23 protein-coding genes are annotated in these 20,511 nt (G+C 69.7%); 15 read left to right on the forward strand and 8 right to left on the reverse strand.

Annotated features, from left to right (window positions below):
* Positions 1-80: 80 nt before the first annotated feature.
* On the forward strand, positions 81-620 hold the full coding sequence (locus tag EOD42_RS15170; RefSeq protein ID WP_127788409.1) for a hypothetical protein: 540 nt from the start codon (positions 81-83) through the stop codon (positions 618-620).
* Between the two features lie 37 nt (positions 621-657).
* Here the strand turns inward: EOD42_RS15170 and EOD42_RS15175 are convergent, their stop codons facing one another.
* A complete protein-coding gene (locus EOD42_RS15175; protein ID WP_164867953.1) occupies positions 658-2,013 on the reverse strand; it encodes an outer membrane protein assembly factor BamB family protein in 1,356 nt (451 codons plus the stop codon).
* A gap of 1 nt (position 2,014) precedes the next feature.
* Positions 2,015-2,662, reverse strand: coding sequence for a tetratricopeptide repeat protein (locus EOD42_RS15180; protein ID WP_127788411.1), 648 nt, complete (start codon positions 2,660-2,662; stop codon positions 2,015-2,017).
* An 85-nt stretch (positions 2,663-2,747) separates the two neighbouring features.
* Between EOD42_RS15180 and EOD42_RS15185 the strand changes: the two genes are divergently transcribed.
* A complete protein-coding gene (locus EOD42_RS15185) occupies positions 2,748-3,098 on the forward strand; it encodes a hypothetical protein (protein ID WP_127788412.1) in 351 nt (116 codons plus the stop codon).
* 1 nt (position 3,099) lies between these two features.
* Here EOD42_RS15185 and EOD42_RS15190 read toward each other — a convergent pair whose 3' ends face one another.
* Together EOD42_RS15190 and EOD42_RS15195 are read right to left on the reverse strand one after the other, a co-directional pair.
* Positions 3,100-3,414: an ArsR/SmtB family transcription factor gene (locus EOD42_RS15190; RefSeq protein WP_206020365.1), complete on the reverse strand. Its 315-nt coding sequence runs from the start codon at positions 3,412-3,414 to the stop codon at positions 3,100-3,102.
* Between the two features lie 57 nt (positions 3,415-3,471).
* A complete protein-coding gene (locus tag EOD42_RS15195) occupies positions 3,472-3,744 on the reverse strand; it encodes an usg protein (protein ID WP_127788413.1) in 273 nt (90 codons plus the stop codon).
* Between the two features lie 325 nt (positions 3,745-4,069).
* Here EOD42_RS15195 and groES point away from each other — a divergent pair, with 325 nt between their 5' ends.
* From groES to EOD42_RS15210, 3 genes are all read left to right on the forward strand, one after another.
* Entirely contained in the window at positions 4,070-4,366 is a 297-nt protein-coding gene (gene groES, locus EOD42_RS15200) for a co-chaperone GroES (RefSeq protein WP_206020366.1), read from the forward strand.
* A gap of 56 nt (positions 4,367-4,422) precedes the next feature.
* Complete coding sequence (gene groL, locus EOD42_RS15205; protein WP_127788414.1) at positions 4,423-6,060, forward strand: chaperonin GroEL; 1,638 nt, start codon at positions 4,423-4,425, stop codon at positions 6,058-6,060.
* A 127-nt stretch (positions 6,061-6,187) separates the two neighbouring features.
* A complete protein-coding gene (locus tag EOD42_RS15210) occupies positions 6,188-6,727 on the forward strand; it encodes a hypothetical protein (protein WP_127788415.1) in 540 nt (179 codons plus the stop codon).
* Between the two features lie 269 nt (positions 6,728-6,996).
* On the opposite strand, the gene EOD42_RS15215 is transcribed toward EOD42_RS15210, so the two are convergent.
* Positions 6,997-7,857: an NAD(P)-dependent oxidoreductase gene (locus EOD42_RS15215; RefSeq protein WP_127788416.1), complete on the reverse strand. Its 861-nt coding sequence runs from the start codon at positions 7,855-7,857 to the stop codon at positions 6,997-6,999.
* 103 nt (positions 7,858-7,960) lie between these two features.
* Between EOD42_RS15215 and EOD42_RS15220 the strand changes: the two genes are divergently transcribed.
* Positions 7,961-8,722, forward strand: a complete 762-nt coding sequence (locus tag EOD42_RS15220) for an exodeoxyribonuclease III (protein WP_127788417.1) — start codon at positions 7,961-7,963, stop codon at positions 8,720-8,722.
* 80 nt (positions 8,723-8,802) lie between these two features.
* Positions 8,803-9,504 carry an alpha/beta hydrolase family protein gene (locus EOD42_RS15225; RefSeq protein ID WP_127788418.1) on the forward strand — a complete coding sequence of 234 codons (702 nt, stop codon included), beginning with the start codon at positions 8,803-8,805 and terminating at the stop codon, positions 9,502-9,504.
* Here EOD42_RS15225 and EOD42_RS15230 read toward each other — a convergent pair.
* The 3 genes from EOD42_RS15230 to EOD42_RS15240 form a co-directional block, all read right to left on the reverse strand.
* Complete coding sequence (locus tag EOD42_RS15230; protein WP_127788419.1) at positions 9,469-9,894, reverse strand: DUF934 domain-containing protein; 426 nt, start codon at positions 9,892-9,894, stop codon at positions 9,469-9,471. The two genes, EOD42_RS15225 and EOD42_RS15230, sit on opposite strands and share 36 nt — an antisense overlap.
* Positions 9,881-11,863, reverse strand: coding sequence for a DUF2849 domain-containing protein (locus EOD42_RS15235; protein WP_127788420.1), 1,983 nt, complete (start codon positions 11,861-11,863; stop codon positions 9,881-9,883). Before EOD42_RS15235 ends, EOD42_RS15230 begins: the two co-directional genes overlap by 14 nt.
* 138 nt (positions 11,864-12,001) lie before the next feature.
* A complete protein-coding gene (locus tag EOD42_RS15240; protein ID WP_127788421.1) occupies positions 12,002-12,952 on the reverse strand; it encodes a LysR family transcriptional regulator in 951 nt (316 codons plus the stop codon).
* Positions 12,953-13,056: 104 nt separating this feature from the next.
* Between EOD42_RS15240 and EOD42_RS15245 the strand changes: the two genes are divergently transcribed.
* The 8 genes from EOD42_RS15245 (at position 13,057) to recF (ending at position 20,490) form a co-directional block, all read left to right on the forward strand.
* A complete protein-coding gene (locus EOD42_RS15245) occupies positions 13,057-14,022 on the forward strand; it encodes a Bug family tripartite tricarboxylate transporter substrate binding protein (protein WP_127788422.1) in 966 nt (321 codons plus the stop codon).
* A gap of 5 nt (positions 14,023-14,027) precedes the next feature.
* On the forward strand, positions 14,028-15,212 hold the full coding sequence (locus EOD42_RS15250; protein ID WP_164867954.1) for a nuclear transport factor 2 family protein: 1,185 nt from the start codon (positions 14,028-14,030) through the stop codon (positions 15,210-15,212).
* A gap of 83 nt (positions 15,213-15,295) precedes the next feature.
* A complete protein-coding gene (locus EOD42_RS15255) occupies positions 15,296-15,592 on the forward strand; it encodes a hypothetical protein (RefSeq protein ID WP_127788424.1) in 297 nt (98 codons plus the stop codon).
* 103 nt (positions 15,593-15,695) lie between these two features.
* Positions 15,696-16,103, forward strand: a complete 408-nt coding sequence (locus EOD42_RS15260; protein WP_164867955.1) for a DUF350 domain-containing protein — start codon at positions 15,696-15,698, stop codon at positions 16,101-16,103.
* Between the two features lie 12 nt (positions 16,104-16,115).
* Positions 16,116-16,769 (forward strand): DUF1190 domain-containing protein, encoded by a 654-nt coding sequence (locus EOD42_RS15265; protein ID WP_127788426.1) that lies wholly within the window; start codon positions 16,116-16,118, stop codon positions 16,767-16,769.
* Between the two features lies 1 nt (position 16,770).
* Positions 16,771-17,937: a glutathionylspermidine synthase family protein gene (locus EOD42_RS15270; RefSeq protein WP_127788427.1), complete on the forward strand. Its 1,167-nt coding sequence runs from the start codon at positions 16,771-16,773 to the stop codon at positions 17,935-17,937.
* A 124-nt stretch (positions 17,938-18,061) separates the two neighbouring features.
* Positions 18,062-19,189 carry a DNA polymerase III subunit beta gene (dnaN, locus tag EOD42_RS15275; RefSeq protein ID WP_127788428.1) on the forward strand — a complete coding sequence of 376 codons (1,128 nt, stop codon included), beginning with the start codon at positions 18,062-18,064 and terminating at the stop codon, positions 19,187-19,189.
* A 152-nt stretch (positions 19,190-19,341) separates the two neighbouring features.
* Positions 19,342-20,490 (forward strand): DNA replication/repair protein RecF, encoded by a 1,149-nt coding sequence (gene recF, locus EOD42_RS15280; protein ID WP_240655188.1) that lies wholly within the window; start codon positions 19,342-19,344, stop codon positions 20,488-20,490.
* Positions 20,491-20,511 lie beyond the last annotated feature (21 nt).

Raw genomic sequence — 20,511 nt, forward strand, 5'->3', positions numbered from 1 at the left:
CGCCAATGGTTCGGGGCATATGGGGCTTTCTAGAGGTTTGGCCACGGGGTGGCCAGCCGCAGCAGCCGAAAGGGATGTGCATGCGAAAGACGATCGGTGCCCTGGCCACGCTGGGCCTTCTTGGCCTTGCCTCCTGCTCGCCAGGCACCACCGAGGATCTGCTGCTGGTCTGCCCGCGCCCCAGCCTGCTGCCGGACGCGGTGGACCTGACGCGGTATCGCCAGGGACAGGTGCCGGAGCTGACGAGCCTGGAGATCGACGCGAGGCTGATGGGCTTCACGGCGCCGACCTGCCGGCCGCAGCGCGACGGGCGCGGCATCGCGCAGCAGTTCAGCCTGCAGATCGCGGCCGAGCGCGGCCCCGCCGGCACGCCCCGCACCCAGACCCTGCCGCTGGTGGTCGCCGTGACCAACGCCCAGGGCCAAGTGCTGAACCGCCGCGTGGTGGAACAGAGCGTCAGCTTCCAGGCCAACACCACCAGCACGCGCGTGACGTCGGAGCCGGTGGAGATCGTCCTTCCCGTCTCCCAGGCGCATCGCGCCCGGGACTACCGGATCGTGATCGGCTTCCTGCTGACGGAGCAGGAACTGGCCGCGAACCGCCGTCGCGGTCCGCGCTGAGGCAGGCTGACCGGGGGTTGAGCCCCCGGTCCCACGCTCACCCCACGCCGCGCAGGGCCACCAGCTCACCGCTGTCGGTCAGCAGATAGGCGCTGGACTGGGCGATGGCCGGCTGCAGCTCGCTGCCGCCCGGCAGGCGCAGGCGGGCGACGATCTCGCCGTCGGCCGCATCCACCTCGAACATCTGGGCATGGCTGCCCGTGAGCAGCAGGCGGCCGCCGGCGAGCACCGGCGGGCCCCAGCTGATCGGGTCACGGCGGCGGCGCTCGTCCTCGAACTGCGGCAGCGAGCACAGCCAGCGGATGCGCCCGTCATCGCGGCCCATGGCCAGCAGCCGATTCTCGCGCGTCAGCACGAACAGCCAGTCGCCGGCGGACCAGGGGGTCTGGATGCCGCCCACCTCGCGTTCCCACACCCGGCGGCCGCTGCGCAGGTCGAGCGCACTGGTCAGCCCGCCCATGCCCACCACGAACACCCGGCCGCGATCGATCACGGGGCTCGCGGTGATGGCGCCGATATCGGCGATGGAGGCGGCTGCGGCGTTGTTGGTGGCCAGGCTCTCGCTCCAGAGCTGGCGGCCGTCGTTCACGCGCAGGGCGGTGATCTCACCGGAAGCCATGCCGCAGACCACGGTGTCGTCCACCAGCGCCGGAGAGGCGAGACCCAGCGGCAGCGCCTGCACGGGCCGGCCGGAATAGGCCCAGAGCTGGCGGCCGTCCTCGGTCGAGAGCGCCTGCACCTGGTTGGCCACATTGGGCACGAAGATGCGGCCGGCGCCCACGACGATGCCGCCGCGCGCGGCGGAGGCCAGGGGCGCACGCCACTTGATCGTGCCGTTCGCCGGGTCCAGCGCCATGATCTCGGCCAGGCCAGTGGCGACGTAGAGCGTGCCGCCCTCCAGCGCCAGGGCACCGCCCATGGCGCCGTCACGGTCGCGGCGCGGCCTCGTGTCGGTCTGCCAACGACGGCTGCCGCGCGCCAGGTCGATGGCGCTGACCCAGCCGAAGGCGTCCATCGCGTAGGCGGTGTTCTCGTCCAGGACCGGCGCCGCCGTCAGGCGCTGGCGATAGCCGTTGCCGCTGCCGATATCGGTGCGCCACACCTGCCCGATCGGGCGCGGCAGGGCCGGGTGGCCCGGGGCGTGGTCAGGGGTGCCGCCCGGCTGCAGCCAGGTGGTGTTGGACTGCGGCGTCGGCAGCTCGACACGGCGGCCGGCGGCGTCGGCGTCCACGCCGATGCCCTGCTGGCTGGCCGCGATGACCGGCACGCGCTCACCGCTCAATGGCACCTTGGTGGTGCCGAGGATGCTGTCACCCCAGTCCCGCAGGGTATCGCAGCCGGCGAGAATCAAGGCGCTGCCACCGAGCAGCGCGGTACGACGAGTGGCGTTCATGTCAGCCCTCCATGCCGGAGAGGAGGCGTTGCGCGCGGTCGCGCACCCCCTGGGGAACCGCGTCGTCGCGGGAAAGTTCCTGCAGCCGCTGGCGAGCGGCCGCATTGTCGCCGCGGGAAAGGGCGGCAAGCGCCATCACCTCTCGCGCGGAGGCCCGCCAGGGGCCATTGGCCGCGAGCGGGCCCAGCCGGGCCTCCACCTCGGCGGCGGTCTCGGGCGTCAGGGCGTGCAGCCCCCACATCAGGGTCGCCAGTTCCCGGTAAAGGGAATCGGCGCCGCCATCGTTCGCGACCTGGTTCCACAGGCCGAGCGCGGTGTCGCGCTCCCCGGCCTCTGCCGCCACGGCGGCGGCGCGCAGGCGCGACAGGGTGCGATAGCCTGGTGGTGCGTCATTGGCGCTGGCGGCCAGCCGGGCGGACAGCGCCTTCAGGTCGGCGCCTTCCTGGCTGAGTTCACGCGTGGCGGTCAGGAAGGTGTCGGCGCTGGCCATGGATTGGCGGTTCTGCCACCACTGCCATCCCTGCCACCCCCCCACGCCGGCCAGCACAAAGACCAGCAGCACGGTGAACAGGCCACCGAAGCGCTTCGCGAGCCGCATGGCCCGCTCCTGCCGCAGTTCCTCATTCACCTCGTCGATCAGATCCGACAACCGGGCACTCCCAACGGATAAAGTCTCGGGGCGGGTATAGCGGCGCGTTGGGGGCGCGTTAAGGGCCGCCGGTGAGACTGCGGCCGTGCGTTACGTGATCCCCCTGCTGATTCCCGTTTTCCTGGCCGGCTGCGACGGGCCGGGCCTGTTCGCCTTCGGCGCCGTGAACGCCGTCTCGCTGAGCGTGGCGGGCCGGACGGTGCCCGATATCGCGGTCTCCGCCATCAGCGGCCGGGACTGCTCGCTGGCGCGGTATGACCGGGGCGACACCTATTGCGCGCCGGCGGCCGCCCAGGCGGGGCGGCAGCCCTATTGCACGCGCAGCCTGGGCAGCGTGGATTGCTGGACGCGCCCACCCGAGGCCCCGGGCCGCGCCGGCGTGGCCGACCCGCAGCAGTCGCCGGAGGCCGCGCGGAACTGGCACAATCTGTGGTGATCTAGGGCTGGCAGTACAGCTCCTGCAGGGTTTCCAGCAGCTTCTCCAGCCTGGCATCGGCAATGCGGTAGTACAGGGTCTGGGCCTCCCGCCGGAAGGTGACCAGCCCCTCCTCCCGCATCTTGGCCAGATGCTGGGACAGGGCCGGCTGCGACAGGCCCAGATGCGCCGCCAGCGCCCCCACGCTCGCCTCGCCCGCCTGCGCCAGATGGCACAGCAGCAGCAGCCGGCGCTGGTTCGCCAGCGCACGCAGCATGTCCGCCACCTCGGCGGCCTTGGTTTCCAGCGCCGCGGCGCTGAGGGTCGGCATGGGCATGAACCGCACTTCGTATCAGGGCGCGTTTATATAAGAAACGCGGGCGGCGCCCCTACCCTATTGCAGCCTGAACTCGCCGCCGACGTGGCGCAGCTCCACCGCATGCAGCAGAGCCTCGGAGGCGACGCGCACCGAATGCAGCGGGCCGTCGATCTCGTTTCGCCAGAATTCCAGGAACCGGTGCAGCACCGGAAAGCCCGGCGCACGGTCCAGCTTCTGCCAGACGAAGCTCTGCAGCACATGCGGGTGGTCGGGCAGGTGGTACAGGATCTCGGCCGTGGTCAGGCGCCAGTCGGGGATGCGGATCAGGGGCTGCGGAACGGTCAGCACATCTCTCTCCTATGCCGGTCGATCAGGCCGCGCCGGGGTCCCGCCCCCTGGATTTCCCCCTGAGGGAGCGATTCCAGCGCTGCCTCATCAACGCATTCTGGCATGGGCGGGATGCGGAACGTCCAGCATAAAATGCAATGATTCCATATTGTTGGCAGTCACATCGGGTGGCTGCTGCCATTGCTGGCACTCCCAACCGATGAGTGCCAACAACCTTGACGCCGGGACCGTGCGGGGCTAGATCGCTGGCACTCCCCGGCGGTGACTGCTAGCGCTGGTGTCGTCGGGGCGGTTGCCACTCTTGGAACCCACTGGAGGAACAGCGATGGCTGTGACGTTCCGTCCGCTCCACGACCGCATTCTGGTCGAGCGCATCGAAGCCGAGGAAAAGACCCGCGGCGGCATCATCATCCCCGACACCGCCAAGGAAAAGCCCCAGGAAGGTCGCGTGATCTCCGTCGGCACCGGCACCGTGTCCGACAAGGGTGACGTCCGCCCGCTCGACGTGAAGGCCGGGGACAAGATCCTGTTCGGCAAGTGGAGCGGCACCGAGGTGAAGCTCGAGGGCAAGGACCTTCTGATCATGAAGGAATCCGACGTCATGGGCGTGATCGAAGGCTGAGGCTGAAAAAGCCCGTCTTCTCCCCCTGTTCAGACAGATAGAAAGAGAGATCGAAAATGGCTGCTAAGGACGTGAAGTTCGGCGCCGGTGCCCGTGAGCGCATGCTGCGCGGCGTGGACATCCTGGCCGATGCCGTGAAGGTGACCCTGGGCCCCAAGGGCCGCAACGTGGTCATCGACAAGTCCTTCGGCGCTCCGCGCATCACCAAGGACGGTGTGACGGTCGCCAAGGAAATCGAGCTGGCCGACAAGTTCGAGAACATGGGCGCCCAGATGGTGCGCGAAGTGGCCTCGAAGCAGAACGACCTGGCCGGTGACGGCACCACCACCGCGACCGTGCTGGCCCAGGCCATCGTGCGCGAGGGTGTGAAGGCGGTGGCCGCCGGCCTGAACCCGATGGACCTGAAGCGCGGCATCGACAAGGCCGTGGCCTCCGTCGTGGACGAGCTGACCTCCAAGACCAAGAAGATCACCACCTCCGCCGAAGTGGCGCAGGTCGGCACGCTTTCCGCGAACGGCGAAGCCGAGATCGGCAAGATGATCGCCGAGGCGATGGAGAAGGTCGGCAACGAGGGTGTGATCACCGTCGAGGAAGCCAAGTCCATCCAGACCGAGCTCGACGTCGTCGAGGGCATGCAGTTCGACCGCGGCTATGTCTCCCCGTACTTCATCACGAACGCGGAGAAGATGATCGCGGAGCTGGATGACGCCTACATCCTGATCCACGAGAAGAAGCTGTCCCAGCTGCAGCCGATGCTGCCGCTGCTCGAGAGCGTCGTGCAGTCCGGCCGTCCGCTGATCATCCTGGCCGAGGACGTCGAGGGCGAAGCCCTGGCGACCCTGGTGGTGAACAAGCTGCGCGGTGGCCTGAAGATCGCCGCCGTGAAGGCCCCCGGCTTCGGTGACCGCCGCAAGGCGATGCTGGAAGACATCGCCATCCTGACCGGTGGCCAGATGATCTCCGAGGACCTGGGCATCAAGCTCGAGACCGTGACGCTCGCCATGCTCGGTCGCGCCAAGAAGGTGCGCATCGAGAAGGAGAACACCACGATCGTCGACGGCGCCGGTTCCAAGGACGAGATCCAGGGCCGCGTGGAGCAGATCAAGGCGCAGATCGAGGAGACCACCTCGGACTACGACCGTGAGAAGCTGCAGGAGCGTCTGGCCAAGCTGGCTGGCGGCGTGGCCGTCATCCGCGTCGGTGGCAGCACCGAGGTCGAGGTGAAGGAGCGCAAGGACCGCGTGGACGACGCGCTGCACGCGACCCGCGCCGCCGTGCAGGAAGGCATCGTCCCCGGTGGTGGCGTGGCCCTGCTGCGCGCCGCCGAGACGCTGGCCAACCTGAAGGGCAGCAACAACGACGAGCAGGTCGGCATCCAGATCGTCCAGAAGGCGATCCAGGTTCCCGCCAAGCAGATCGCTGCGAACGCCGGCAAGGACGGCGCCGTGGTGGCCGGCGAAGTGCTGCGCAAGTCCGAGTACAACTTCGGCTACGACGCGCAGAACGATGAGTACAAGGACCTGGTGACGGCCGGCATCATCGACCCGACCAAGGTCGTGCGCACCGCCCTGCAGGACGCGGCCTCCATCTCCTCGCTGCTGATCACCACCGAAGCCATGGTGGCCGAGAAGCCGGAGAAGAAGGCCCCCGCCGGTGGCCCGCCGGGCGGCGGCATGGGCGACATGGACTTCTAATTCCTTCACGGGAACAGAAGACGGAAAGGCGGCCGAAAGGCCGCCTTTTTTCGTTACGGGACCGGTGGTTGCCTAGCCACGCCCCGTCATGCATGACCCTTCATCGACACAACCGGAAGGATCCGCCATGCGCCGCCTTACCCTAGCAGCCGGCCTGTCGCTGCTGGTCAGCCTGCCCGCCTTCGCCCAGCCCGAGGTGATCCTGCGCTCCGAACGGCGCACCGACACGATCGAAAGCGTGGACCTGCAATCCCGCCAGCTGCTGCTGCGCCGCCCGAGCGGCCGCCTCGTCACCGTCACCGTGCCGCCGCGCCACGCCCGCGACCTGGCCCGCCTGAACCCCGGCGAACAGGTGCAGATCAACCAGATCGACCTGATCGCGGCCCAGAAGGTGGCCCCGGGCACGCCCGAGCCCGAATCGACCATGATCGGCGGCGACTTCGGCCCCACCGCCACCGGCGGCTTCGCTGTCAGCCGCGAACGCTCCCGCGTGCGGATCGAAAGCACCGACGTGCCCAACAACCGCGTGACCTTCCTCAGCCAGGACAACATCAGCCGCACCGTGACCGTGCGCCAGCCGGCCCTGCGCGCCCTGCTGCGCGACCTGCAGCCGGGCGACCTGGTCGACGTGACCGTCACGGAAGTGCTGTCGCTCCTGGCGCGGTGAGGGTGGCGACCCCGGGGGTTTCACCCCCGGACCCCGACCAAGGGCCCTGCCCTTGGAACCCGCCAGGAGCCTGTGGCCCCTGGACCCCCATGAGATAACTGAAAGTTGGGGGAAGGGGCTGCGAGCGCGTATGGGGTCGAAAGGCGCTTTGAGCCCCTTCCCCCAACTTTCAGCTCCCGGTTTCCAAGGGCCTTTCGGCCTTTGGCGGGGTATCAAGGGGCAAAGCCCCTGGCTGGGGGCCTGGGGGGCAAGGCCCCCAGAGTGCGCCCTCACCCCTTCAGGTGCAGGTGCATTTCCGTGTTGTCCACCTTGGGCCCGCGGGCGCTCACCGCTTCGTTCCAGCGGGTGCGGCACAGTTCCAGCAGCGCGTGGTGGGCGTTCTGGTGTTCGGCGATGCTGCCTGCCGTCTCCAGGTCCTTGCGCATCAGGCCCAGTTGGAAGCCGCCGGCGTAGCGGCCGGAGAGCATTTCCTGCTTCACCTTGGTCTCGCTGGCGATGTTGCGGCCGGAGGAGGCGTTGAGGACATCGGCGAAGATCGAGAGGTCGAGTCCCTCCTTCTCACCCATCACCAGCGCCTCTGAGACGGCAAGCAGGCCGGCGGCATAGACGTAGTTGTTCAGCGCCTTCATGGCGTGGCCGCTGCCGGGGGCGCCGGTGCGGATGATCGTGGCCCCCATGGCGTTCAGCACGGGCTCGGCCTGGGCGAAGGCCGCGTCATCGGCGCCGGCCATGATGGCGAGCGTGCCCGCCTTGGCCTTCACGACCGAGCCCGACACGGGCGCATCCATATAGCGCGCGCCGCGCGTGGCACAGGCCTCGGCCCAGCGGCGGGTCTCGGCCGGCAGGGAGGAGCCCATGTCGATCACGAGATGGCCCGGGCCCAGCGCCGGCAGCAGGCGCTCCATCACCTTGGCCACGGTGGGGCTGTCCGGCAGCATCAGCACGATGGTGGGCGCCTGGGCCACCGCGGTCAGGGACTGCTGCATGGCCGCCCCCTCCAGCACGGCAGGGCCCGCGTCATGGGCCAGCACCTCGAACCCCTTGGCCACCAGGCATTGGCCCATGGGCATGCCCATCATGCCGAGGCCCACGAATCCTACGGTCGGCCCCGGGGGTGGTGTATCGCTCATGTCCGTTCCTCAGTTTCTTGCGTTGCACGGAGCGTGGGCTGAGCGCGCCGCGCTGTAAATCGGGGCGGTTGCGGGAAAACGCGGCGGGCGCCACAAGAAGGCCATGCGCCTTGCCAGCTTCAATGTGAATTCGATCCGCCGCCGGGCCCCGCATGTGCGGCGTTTCCTGGAGCGCCACGCGCCCGATGTGCTGGTGCTGCAGGAACTGAAGTGTCGCACGGAGGAATGTCCGACGCTGGAATTCGCCGACACCGGCTATCGCATCCATGCGGTGGGTCAGCCTGGCGGGCGCAACGGCGTGGCGGTGCTGGCGCGCGAGCCCTTCGAGGTGCTGGCCGAGGCCCTGCCCGGCGAGGCCGAGGACGACCACGCCCGCTACATCGAGGTGAAGCTGCCCGCCCTCACGGTGGCCGGCATCTACCTGCCCAACGGCAATTCCGGCGGCGAGGCGGGCATGCGCTACAAGTGGCGCTGGATGGACCGGCTGCGGGAACGGGCGAAGCTGCATCTGGATGCCTTCGAGCCCTTCGCCATCCTGGGTGACTTCAACGTCTGCCCGACCGATGCCGACCTGTTCCCCGGCGCCCTGCCCCCGGGCGACGCGCTGATCCACCCCGAGACCCGCGCGCGTTTCCGCGCCCTGGAGTTCACCGGCCTGCTGGATGCGGCGGGCGCGCTGGGCGGCCACCCCTACACCTACTGGGATTACGGCGCGGCCTTCGAGGCCAATCGCGGCCTGCGCATCGACCATGCGATGCTGAGCCCGGAACTGGCCGAGCGGCTGGTTTCCTTCAACGTGGATGTCGAGGCCCGGGCCGAGGAACAGCCTTCCGATCACGCTCCCGTGTGGATCGAGTTGAGCTGAAGTCGCATCACGAGTTTACGGGATGCGTCGGAAAATGACCGGCGCTACATCCGCCGGAAACAAGACGCCGGAACATTCGCGTGCCGACACCTCTGACTTTCCTTGATTTCGCCCGGGTTTCCGCGGCGGTGTACGATCCTTCGATCTCCAGCGTGGGCGGCTTCACGCGCTCCAACGACACGCGCCGCTGGTCGGGCTTTCAGGGCGCGATCTACACCCGCGCCAATGGCGGCGGCTTCGACGTGCTGGTGGCCTATGCGGGCACCCAGCCGACGGACGGCATGGGCCGGGACATCGTCACCGATGTGGGTTTCGGCGGGAATACCGCGACGGCGCTCTCGCCCGTCCTCGGCATCATGGGCTGGGCGCTGCTGAACCATCAGATCGGCTGCGCGGTGGAGCTGCTGCTGCTGGCCCAGCGCAACGCGCCCCGCAGCGGGCGCATCTTCGTCTGCGGCCACTCGCTGGGCGGGGGGCTGGCGGCGATCGTGGCGGCGCAGACCGGCACGCCGGCCGTGCCGATCTCCTCGCCGGCGGTGACGGGGGTGGATGGCGTCTATGCCGACTACCTGCGGACCCGGCGCCCCAAGATCACCTGCCTGCGGATCAAGAACGACCCCATCAACCACACCGGCATCGTGGGCGACTGGCTGGGGCGCATCGTGCTGCTGAACTCCCCCCGCACGGGCGGGGACGCGCACAGCATCGACATGACCCAGGCGGAGCTGGAGCCCTCAGGCTCCTTCTCAGGCCTGGGCGCGCGCGACCCCTTCGCCACCTAGAAGGCGCTGAAGAAGCTGCCGCTGGGTGGGGTCCTTCAGGCCCTGCCACTGCGCGGGCGGGTGCTCGGCGGGGGTGGCGATGCTGGAAAAGCCGCATTGCCGCAGCAGCGCCAGCTGGTCGGGGATGACGTGGCCGGCGGCGCGGATGTCGCCCGTGAAGCCGTGACGTTCCCGCAGGGCGCGGCCCAGGGTGAAGCCCCGGCCATCACGGAACTTCGGGAACTCGACCACCACCAGCGCCAGGCGCGGCAGCAGCGGGGCCACCTCCTCCGCCAGCGTGCCGGCGGGCAGCAGCACCGCCAGGCCCTGGCCTTCCGGCAGTTCCTCCAGCGCCAGGGGCACGCGGTCGTCGGCGGGGATCTCCCGCCCGGCGATGTCAATGAGCGCCATAGACCGCCTCCTTGAAGGGTGCCGCGCCCAGGCGGCGATAGGTATCGATGAAGCGTTCGCCCTCCGTGCGGCGGGCGACATAGGCATCCACGATCTTCCCGATGGCGTCGGGCACGTCCTCGCTCGGCACGGCGGGGCCGATGATGCCGCCGATCGCCGCCTGCTCGTCCGACGCGCCGCCGAGGGTGATCTGGTAGACCTCCTCGCCGTTCCGGTTCACGCCCAGCAGGCCGATATGGCCGATATGATGCTGGCCGCAGGCGTTGATGCAGCCCGAGATATTCAGGTCGAGCGGCCCGATCTCGGCCTCCCGCGCGGCGAAACGCTCGCTCAGCCGCTGGGCGACCGGGATGGCGCGCGCCGTGGCCAGCGCGCAGTAGTCCATGCCTGGGCAGGCGATGATGTTGGTCACCAGCCCCGCATTGGCATCGGCCAGCCCCGCCTTGCGCAGCGCGGCATAGAGCACGGGCAGCGCCTCCTTCTCCACATGCGGCAGGATCAGGTTCTGCTCGTGGCTGACGCGCAGCTCACCGAAGGAATACTGCTCCGACAGGCCGGCGATCAGTTCCATCTCCTCGGCGGTGGCGTCGCCGGGGATGCCGCCCGCGGGCTTCAGCGTGACGGTGGCCGAGATGTAGCCCGGCACGCGATGCGGGTGGGTGTTGCGGGCCACCCAGTCGGAGAAGCCCGGCAGCTGGGCCAGCGCGGCGTCGAAGGCGGGTGCTGCCTCGGGCAGCGCCTGGAAGGGGGGCTCCTCGAAACGCGCGCCGACGGCGGCGAGCAGATCGTCGGTCAGCAGGGCGTAATCGGCCGGCAGGGCCGCGAACTCGGCCTCCACCATGCGGCGGAATTCCTCGGCGCCCGTCTCGCGGATCAGGATCTTGATGCGGGCCTTGTAGATGTTGTCCCGCCGGCCGAGCGCGTTGTAGACGCGCAGCACCGCCTCGACATAGCGCAGCAGGTCCTGCGCCGGCAGCCAGTCCCGCAGCTTGGTCGCGATGATGGGGGTGCGGCCCAGACCGCCGCCGGCATGCAGCTCGAAGCCCACCTCGCCCGCCGGGTTGCGGCGCGCGATCAGCCCGATGTCATGCACGCGGATGGCGGCGCGGTCCTGCTCGCTGCCCGTGATGGCGATCTTGAATTTACGCGGCAGGTACGTGAATTCGGGATGGTCGGTCGAATACTGCCGCAGGATCTCGGCATAAAGGCGCGGGTCCACCACCTCATCGGCGGCGGCGCCGGCATATTGGTCGGTGGTGACGTTGCGCACGCAGTTGCCGCTGGTCTGGATGCCGTGGATATCGGCCTCGGCCAGCAGGCGCAGGATCTCGGGCGTGTCCGTCAAACGGGGCCAGTTGAACTGGATGTTCTGCCGCGTGGTGAAGTGGCCGTAGCCCCGGTCATAATGCCGCGCGATATAGGCCATCTGCCGCAGCTGGGTGGATGACAGCACGCCATAGGGGATGGCGACCCGCAGCATGTAGCCGTGCAGCTGCAGATATAGGCCGTTCATCAGCCGCAGCGGCTTGAACTCCTCCTCGTTCAGTTCGCCCTTCAGGCGGCGTTCCACCTGATTGCCGAACTGGGCCGCGCGCTGGCGCAGGAATTCGCGGTCGGCCTCGTCATAGCGGTAGATGCCGGCATGGGGCGAGCTGTGGCTGCGGCTGGGCGGCGGCGGGAAAGGCCCTTCGGCCCAGTCATGCCCCTTCCGCAGCAGGTCGCCGCGCACAGAGGGGCCCTGGGCGCGCAGGCGCTCCCGGTACTCGGCGGGCACGCCGTCCTCGATCTCGACGCCGCGGATATCGACGGCCAATTGCTGGTCGTCGCGACGGACGCGCGCCAACAGGCCGTCCAGCGCCTCGCCTTCCAGCAGGGCTGCCTCAGCGCGATCGGTGGTCCAGCCGCGCTGGCCGTCGTGCCAGACGACGACGCCGTCGGTCAGGCGATTGGCGGTGATGGTGCTGCCCATGGGCGCCTCCGGCATACAGACCCGGATACGCAATATTTTCCGTTGGAAAATCGCATTATCCAGGTGTTTTTTGCCATTTAGAGGTTGGCCGCGCCCAACGCAACATCGGCGGCCGCAATTTTCGCATTCAGAATCGTATTATCGCTGATCCAACCAGGGAAACATGCTCCATGCCCTTTCCCGCGCCTGGGCATTGGCTGCCCGCAATGCCTCGATGAACTGGCCGGCGTGGCGGGACCCCGCCCGGCTGGCCAGCCGCATGATGGCGGGCGATGTGCGCAGCACCGGGGACTGGAAGCGCAGCACCTCCACCTGCGCGCCCGGTTCCTCCAGCGCGGGCGCGGTGACGAAGGCCACCGCGTCGCTGCGCCTGACCACGGACAGCCAGGCACTCATCGGCTCCAGCATCATGGCGGGAAAGGCCGGGTGGGGGCGGCGCGCCCGGGCCTCGGCGCGTGCCTCCGTCAGCATCCGGCTGAAATTGGCCGACAGGTTCGCGGTGGTCACCAGCGGATAGGCCAGGATCTGCGACAGCTCGGGCCGCTTCAGCCGCAGCAGCGGGTGGCCGGCGCGCACGGCCGCCAGCATGGGGTGGGCGGGCAGCGGCTCGATCGACAGGCCCGCCAGGTCCACCACGCTGGTGGTATTGGCCAGCGCAATCTCGACCAGCCCCGCGCGGAGCTGCGCCACCGCCCGCGGCCAGGGCTGGATCTCCATGCGCAGCCGGATGCGCGGCTGCTCCCGGCCGAAGGCGATGGCCGCCGGCAGCAGGATGGTCTCGAAGGGATAAGGGCCTGAGGCCACAGCGATTTCCTGCCCCGGGCCGCTGCGCAGCTCCGACAGGTTCCGCTGCAGGGCTTCCATGCGCTCCAGTATGGATGGGGCATCGGCCAGGATCATGCGGCACATGTCGGTGGGCTCGGCGCCCTGGCGGCTGCGCAGGAACAGCGGGCCGCGCAGCATGGCCTCGACGGCCGAAATACTGCGCGTCAGCGCGGGTTGGGTGACCCCCAGCACCCGCGCGGCGCGGGTGAAGTTGCCGTGGGTGGCGATGGCCTGGATGCGCTGCAGGTCACGGATGTCGAGCATGGCGCGCAGCCTAGCATGCAGAATGGTTATGGATCTTCACCGGATAGGGCATTGGCGGAAATCCGCCATTCCCGGCAAGCCGGATGCAGCCCCAGGAGCATCCGATGACCGCCACCCGCCGCCTGCTGCTCGCAAGCCCCGCCATCCTCGCCATGCCGGCGCGCGCGCAGGGCTTTCCCGACCGCCCCATCCGCATCAACGTGCCCTACCCGCCCGGCGGCGGCAGCGACGCCGTGCTGCGCGGCCTGACCGAGAGCATGCGGGAGACGCTGGGCCAGCCCATCGTCATCGACAACAAGCCCGGCGCCGGCGGCAATCTGGGCGCGGAACAGGTCGCGCGCGCCCCCAAGGACGGCTACACGCTGCTGTTCACGGCGGGCGCGCTGGCCATCGCGCCCTCGGTCAACCGGGCGCTCAGCTTCGACCCGCGCAAGGATCTCGCGGGGGTGGCGCTGGCCGCCTATGTGCCGCTGATCCTGGTGGTGGCGCCGAACAGCCCGATCCGCTCGGTGGCGGACATCATCGCCCTGGCCCGCCAGCGGCAGGACGGCGTGACCTATGGCAGCTTCGGCATCGCCACGCCGCCGCACCTGGTGGGTGAGCGCATCAACCAGCATGCGGGCCTGTCCATGACCCATGTGCCCTATCGCGGCAGCAGCACCGCCCTGCCGGACCTGCTGGACGGCCGGCTGACCTTCGGCATCTTCGATGCCGTCAGCATGACGCCGCAGGTGACGTCGGGGCGCTTGCGGGCGCTGGCCATCACCGGCCCCCGCCGCAGCGAGGCCCTGCCCGACCTGCCCACCCTGACCGAGGCCGGCGTGCCCTTCGACACGGTGGGCTGGCACGCGGCCTTCGCCCCGGCCGGCACGCCCGCGCCCATCATCGCGCGGCTGAACGCGGCCTTCGTGAAGGCGCTGGAGGAACCGCGCGCAAAGCGGATGATCCTGGGCGGGGGCTCCATGCCCATCGAGCCCCCGCTGTCGCCCGCCGAATGGGACGCGCATTTCGCCCGCGACGTCGAAAGCTGGGGCGCCATCGCCCGCGCCGCCCATATCACCCTGGATTGATCGCCATGCGCATCGAAGCCGACATCCCCTTCGCCGAGGTCGCCGTCGCGGCCGGCACCCGCACCCTGATGATGGACGCCTATCTGCCGGAAGGCCCCGGGCCGCATCCCGCGCTGGTGCTGGCCTTCGGCGGGGCCTATCACCGCGGCAGCCGCAAGGATGACGTGTTCGCCGGCGCCCGCGGCAGCAACACGGCCATGGCCGAATACGCCCGGCGCTTTGCCGCGCGCGGCTATGCCTGCTTCTCCATCGATTATCGCCTGGCCGCCGACGACGCCCCCGCCGGCCCCACCCCGGTGCTGACCGTCCCCGGTGAGATCGGGGTGCAGCGGATGGATGTGGTGCGGCAGATGCTGGGCATGCCGCCGGCCTCCCATGCCGACCACATGCGCATCATCGAGGGCGCGATCGACGACATGGCCGCCGCCGGCCGCTTCGTGGCCCGGCAGGCGGCGCGCTTCGGCATCGACCCCGACCGCATCGTGCTGGGCGGCTGGTCGGCCGGGGCGCGGGCCGCCCTTTACGCGGCCCTGGCCGAGGGCGTGCCCTGCGCGGGCGTCATCGCCCTCTCGGCCCGGATGGAGAGCGGCGACCTGGCGGCGCATCTGCCCCGCTTGGCCTGCCCGCCGCCCGTGCTGCTGATCACGGCGCAGGATGACCTGGGCACCCTGCCCGCCGAGACGCCCGGCATGGCCGCCGCCCTGCGCCACCATGGCGGAGAGGCCCTGCACGTCACCATCCCGGGCTGGGACCACTGGTACCCGGCCGAGGCCGTGACCGATGCGGGAACGAGCGTCGAGGCGACCATGGCGGAGGCGCTGGAACGCTGGACCCGCAGCGGAGAGGCGCTGCTGGAGGATTTCGCCGCCGCCTACAACCGCCACGACATCGAGGCCCTGCTGGGCATGGTGACCGAGGACTGCGTGTTCGAGACCGCCTTCGGCACCCGCCACCAGGGCAAGGCCGAGCTGCGTGAGGCCCTGCCCGGCGCCTGGCGGCAATGGCCCGACGCACGCTGGGACGGCGCGCAGCACGTCGTCAACGGCGACCGGGGCTTCAGCGAATGGGTGCTGCGCGGCACGGATGCGGCCGGCACTCGCACCGAGTTGCGCGGCGTGGACCTGTTCCGGCTGCGGCACGGGCTGATCGCGCGCAAGGATACGTTTCGGAAGCCGTATGCCGTGCCATAGAAATGCACGATTCCGGCCCAGTTCCGGCCACGTGATTTGCGCATGAATAATCGTCCATGTAATTTCCCCCGAAGGAGGACGTCATGCGCAGAATCATCATCGCCGCGGCCTTGGCCCTAGGGCTCGTGACTGGCCTGGCGCCCCTCGCCGGAGCCCAGGCCCTGACGGTCACGCCCCCGGCGTCCGGCTCGGGCGTGGAGGCCACCCAGGTCCAGTATTACTACCCGCCGCCGCGCCCTTATTACCGGCCGCCGCCGCCGCCGCGCTGGCACCATTACCACCGGCCTGCCTGGCACCACCCGCGCCCGTATTATCGCCCGCCCCCGCCGCCCCGGCACTGGGGCCATCACCATCACCACGGGCGCCGCCACTGGCGGTAATGCGTTCGTGGGATGAACTCAGCCTGACTTCCCCGTAATCTCTGGACGTTGCGACCCGCTTCCCCCAAAGATGGGCGCAACGACAGAGCATCCGGGGAACGTCATGCTGCAGCATTATTTCGCGACCCTGCCGGTTTTCCTGACCTGGTTTCCCCTCGGCATCCTGATGCTGGCGGCCTTTGCCGCCGCCTATGAGCGCATCACGCCCTGGCGCGAGCTCATCCTGATCCGCAACGGCAATATCGCCGCCTCGGCCAGCTATTCCGGCGCGCTGCTCGGCTATGCGCTGGTGCTGGCGGCGGTGATGAGCGCGGCGCAGAGTCGGGCCGACCTGCTGCTGTGGGCGCTGGTCGGCTTCGTGGTGCAGTTGCTGGCCTTCGGCGTGGCACGGCTGCTGCTGGGCGCGGGGCTGAAGGCGCGCATGGAGGCCGGCTGCGGCGCCACCGGCCTGTTCCTGGGCGCCGTCTCGGTCTGCGCCGGGCTGATCAACGCCGCGACCATGCTGGGCTGAGGAGGTATCGCCATGCGCCGCTCTACCGCCGTCACCATCACGCTGCTGTCCACCGCGGCCATCGCGCTGGTCTGGTGCGGGGATGGACCGACCCCACCCGAGGGCGACACGCTGTTCACCTCGGAGGACGCCTGCCGGGCCAGCTTCGGCTCCGACGACACCGCGGCCTGCCGAGACGCCTTCGCCGATGCGCGCCAGCGGCATGAGGCCACGGCCCCGCGCTTCACCGAACGCGCGATCTGTGAGAACCAGACCGGCGGCGAATGCACCACCGTCAGCCAGCCCAACGGCACCTCGCTGTTCATCCCCGTCATGGCGGGCGTGCTGATCGGGCGCGTGCTGGCCAGCGGCGGGCCGCGCAGCGTCATGCCGCTCTATGCCGGGGCGCAGGCCAATTGCCCGCCCGGCATCCAGCCCCTGCCGCCGGGCTGCGCGGCACCGCGCCCGACCTCCTCATCCACCAGCGGGGGGCGGGGCTTCTACTACAGCGGCAGCAGCTACATGGGCGACAGCGACCGCACGGGTGCGACCCGCAGCTTCAACGCCAGCACCACCGGCAGCACCGTGCTGGCGCGCGGCGGCAGCTACAGCGGCTCCAGCAGCATCGCGCGCGGCGGGCTGGGCAGCACCGGCCGCGGCTTCTCCAGCAGCAGCAGCAGCAGCTGAGATGCAGCGGCACGAGATCCCTCCCCGCGCCGACTGGCAGCGGCGCATCGAGGCCGTGGGCCTGGCCTATCACTCCGATGGCCAGGAACCCGGCCCCGGCGGCGGGCTGTTCTGGCATGAGGGTGCCTATTGGTCGCTGTCCGAGGCCGAGGTGGATGCGCTGGACGACGCCACGGCCGAGTTGCACGCCCGCTGCCTGGATGCCGTGGACCACCTGGTGAACCGGGAACCCGAGGCGCTGACCCGCGACTTCGCCCTGCCCGACTGGTTCGCGGCAGCCCTTTCCGAGAGCTGGCGGCGCGGCGACCCCGCATTGATGGGGCGGATGGACCTGGCCTTCGACGACCGCACCGGCGCGATCGCCCTGCTGGAATACAACGCCGACACGCCGACGCTCGCGATCGAGACGGCGGTGGCCCAGTGGTACTGGCTGCAGGACGCCTTCCCGGACGCCGACCAGTTCAATTCCCTGCACGAGAAGCTGCTGGCGCGCTTCCAGTGGCTGGGCCGGCTGATGAACGGCCAGCCCCTGCATTTCGCGGCCTATCCGGACCTGCCGGAGGAATGGCTGCACAGCACCTATTATCGGGACCTGGCGGAGCAGGCGGGCATCCGCGCCATTCCCATCGCGCTCGAATCCGTGGGCTTCGACGGTGAGGGGTTCCGGGGGGAGGAAGGTGAGGAGATCCGCTTCCTCCATAAGCTGTACCCATGGGAATGGGCCATCAAGGACGAGTTCGGCCGGCAATTGGCGGGTGACAGGACCGGCGTGCTGGAACCGCCCTGGAAGGCGCTGCTGTCGGACAAGGCGATCCTGCCGGTGCTGCACAAGCTGTTCCCCCAGCACCCGAACATCCTGCCCGCCTTCATGGGCCGGCTGGGCGACCGCCCCGGCGCCTGGGTGGAGAAGCCCTGCCTGGGCCGCGAGGGCGCGAATATCCGCCTCAGCCGCGACGGCTTCACTGAGGAACAGACCGATGGCGAGTACGGCGGCGCCGATGCCCGCTTCATCACCCAGGCCCGCGCCGTGATCCCGGAGAAGAACGGCTGGCATGCCGTGATCGGCAGCTGGGTGGTGGGGGAGGAGACCGGCGGCATCATCTTCCGCGAGGCGCGGGAGCGGGTGATGCGCGAAACCTCCCGCGTGGTGCCGCACCTGTTCCGTTGATCCACAGCGTTGGCGCCTGCCCGGCCTTCACGCGGCGCGGCGGGGCTGTTAGCTAGTCTCAGGGGCCTGCCATGCCGAATCCACGGCAAGGCGGGTCGTTTCTATCCTTGGGGGCCCTCGTCAGATGAAGATCGCTGTGGATCGCGCCATCCTTCTGAAGGCCCTGGCGCATGTGCAATCGGTGGTGGAACGCCGCAACACCATCCCCATCCTGGCCAATGTGCTGCTGGATGCGAAGGATGGCGGGTTGAGCCTGACGGCCACCGACATGGAAATCGCCGTCGTCGAGGAAGTCTCGGGCGTGACCGTGACGCGCCCGGGCCGCACCACCGCCCCGGCCGCGACGCTCTATGAAATCGTCCGCAAGCTGCCGGAATCCGCCAAGATCGAGCTGGACCATCCGGGCGGCGAGGCGCCGCTGGTGCTGCGCGCCGGCCGCTTCGTGACCAACATGCTGGCCCTGCCGGTGGAGGACTTCCCCTCCATGACCGAGGGCAAGCTGCCGGTGCGCTTCGCCCTGCCGGCCGGCACGCTGCGCGGGCTGATCGACCGCACGAAGTTCGCGATCTCCACCGAGGAGACGCGCTACTACCTCAACGGCATCTACATCCATGTGGCCGAGATCGAGGGCACCCCGGTGCTGCGCGCCGCCGCCACGGACGGCCACCGCCTGGCCCGCGTCGAGGAACCGGCCCCCGAGGGTTCGGCCGGCATGCAGGGCGTGATCATCCCCCGCAAGACGGTGAATGAGCTGCGCAAGCTGGCCGAGGAAACCCAGGAAGACGTCGAGATCCGCCTCTCCGAGACCAAGGCGCAGTTCAAGGTGGGCGGCGTGCTGCTGACCTCCAAGCTGATCGACGGCACCTTCCCGGATTACGAGCGGGTGATCCCGCGCGCGAACGACAAGATCCTGCGCGTGGACAAGAAGGAATTCGCCGAGGCGGTGGCCCGCGTGGCCGCCATCAGCAGCGAGCGTTCGCGCCCGGTGAAGCTCTCGGTGGACCGCAACCACCTGCGGCTGGAAGCCAGCAGCGCCGACCAGGGCCAGGCCCAGGAGGAGCTGGACGAGGGCAATGTGGAATACGCCTTCACCCCGCTCGAGATCGGCTTCCAGGCGCGGTACCTCGCCGACATCACCGAGCAGATCGGCGAGAAGGTGGAGTTCCAGTTCGCCGATGGCTCCTCGCCGACCGTCGTGAAGGACGCGGCGAAGCCCGAGGCGCTGTATGTGCTGATGCCGATGCGGGTGTAAGCGGGGCCGAAAGGCCCCTGGCCCCCAGGAGTTTGGCTCCCCACCCTGGGAAGGCGTAATTATATTCCTATCTGTCCCACCAGGATGAGCACCAACAGAAGGCAGCTCCGGGAGACACTGTCTCCTGACGGGCTCCAAGGGCAGAGCCCTTGGTGGGGGTTAACCTGACCCCCGCGCTTCGCCTCACCCGCATCATGCTGACGGATTTCCGCTCCTACGAGGCAGCGGAGCTGTCCACACCCGCGCCCATGGTGGTGCTGACCGGCCCCAACGGCGCCGGCAAGACCAACCTGCTGGAGGCGCTGTCCCTCCTTGGCCCCGGGCGTGGCCTGCGCAACGCGAAGGTGGCGGAGCTGGCCCGCACCGGCACCCCGCGCTGGGCCGTGGCAGGGCGTTTCACCGGCGCCTGGGGCGATTTCGAGATCGGCACCGGCACCGCGCCCGACGCACCGGAGCGCCGGGTGTTCCGCCTCGACGGCGCCCCCGCCCGCAGCCAGGCTGAATTGTCCGAGCGCGTGGCCGCCGTCTGGCTGACGCCCCAGATGGACCGGCTGTTCCAGGAGGCCGCCTCCGGCCGCCGGCGCTTCCTGGACCGGCTGGTCTATGCGCTGGACCCCGCCCATGCGCGGGAGGTCGCGGCCTATGAGAACGCCATGGCCCAGCGCAACCGCCTGCTGGCCGAGGGCGGCGCCCCCGACTGGCTGACCGCGCTGGAGGACGCGATGGCCCGCCATGGCGTGGCCGCCGCCGCCGCCCGCCGGGCGCTGGTCAGCCGGCTGGATGCCACCTTGGCGGCAGGCGCGCTGGGGGGCTTCCCCTCGGCCACGCTGGCCCTGTCCTGCGCCACCACCCAGGCCCTGGCGGATCGCCCGGCCCTGGAGGTGGAGGACAGCCTGCGCCGCGCCCTGCGCGATGCCCGCCCGCGCGACCGCGGCGCCGGTGCCGCCGTCGAGGGCCCGCACCGCGCCGATCTGCGCCTGGAACACCGGGAAAAGGGCGTGCCGGCGGCCCTGTGCTCGACGGGTGAGCAGAAGGCGCTGCTGGTCTCCACCGTGCTGGCCCATGCCGGGCTGATCGCGGATGCGCGGGGCTTCGCGCCCCTGCTGCTGCTGGATGAGGTGGCGGCCCATTTCGACAATGCCCGGCGCGATGCGCTGTTCCAGGCGCTGTCCACCCTGCCCGCCCAGGCCTGGCTGACCGGCACGGAGGCCGAGCTGTTCGCGGGGCTGAAGGGGACCGCCCAGGGCTTTCTGGCAAGTCACGGGGGCTTGCGGGAAAATCCCGAATTGCCCCTGCCCTGACCGGCGGATTTCTGCTATAAA

Origin of the sequence: Rhodovarius crocodyli (assembly GCF_004005855.1) — a bacterium.
Lineage (GTDB): Bacteria > Pseudomonadota > Alphaproteobacteria > Acetobacterales > Acetobacteraceae > Rhodovarius > Rhodovarius crocodyli.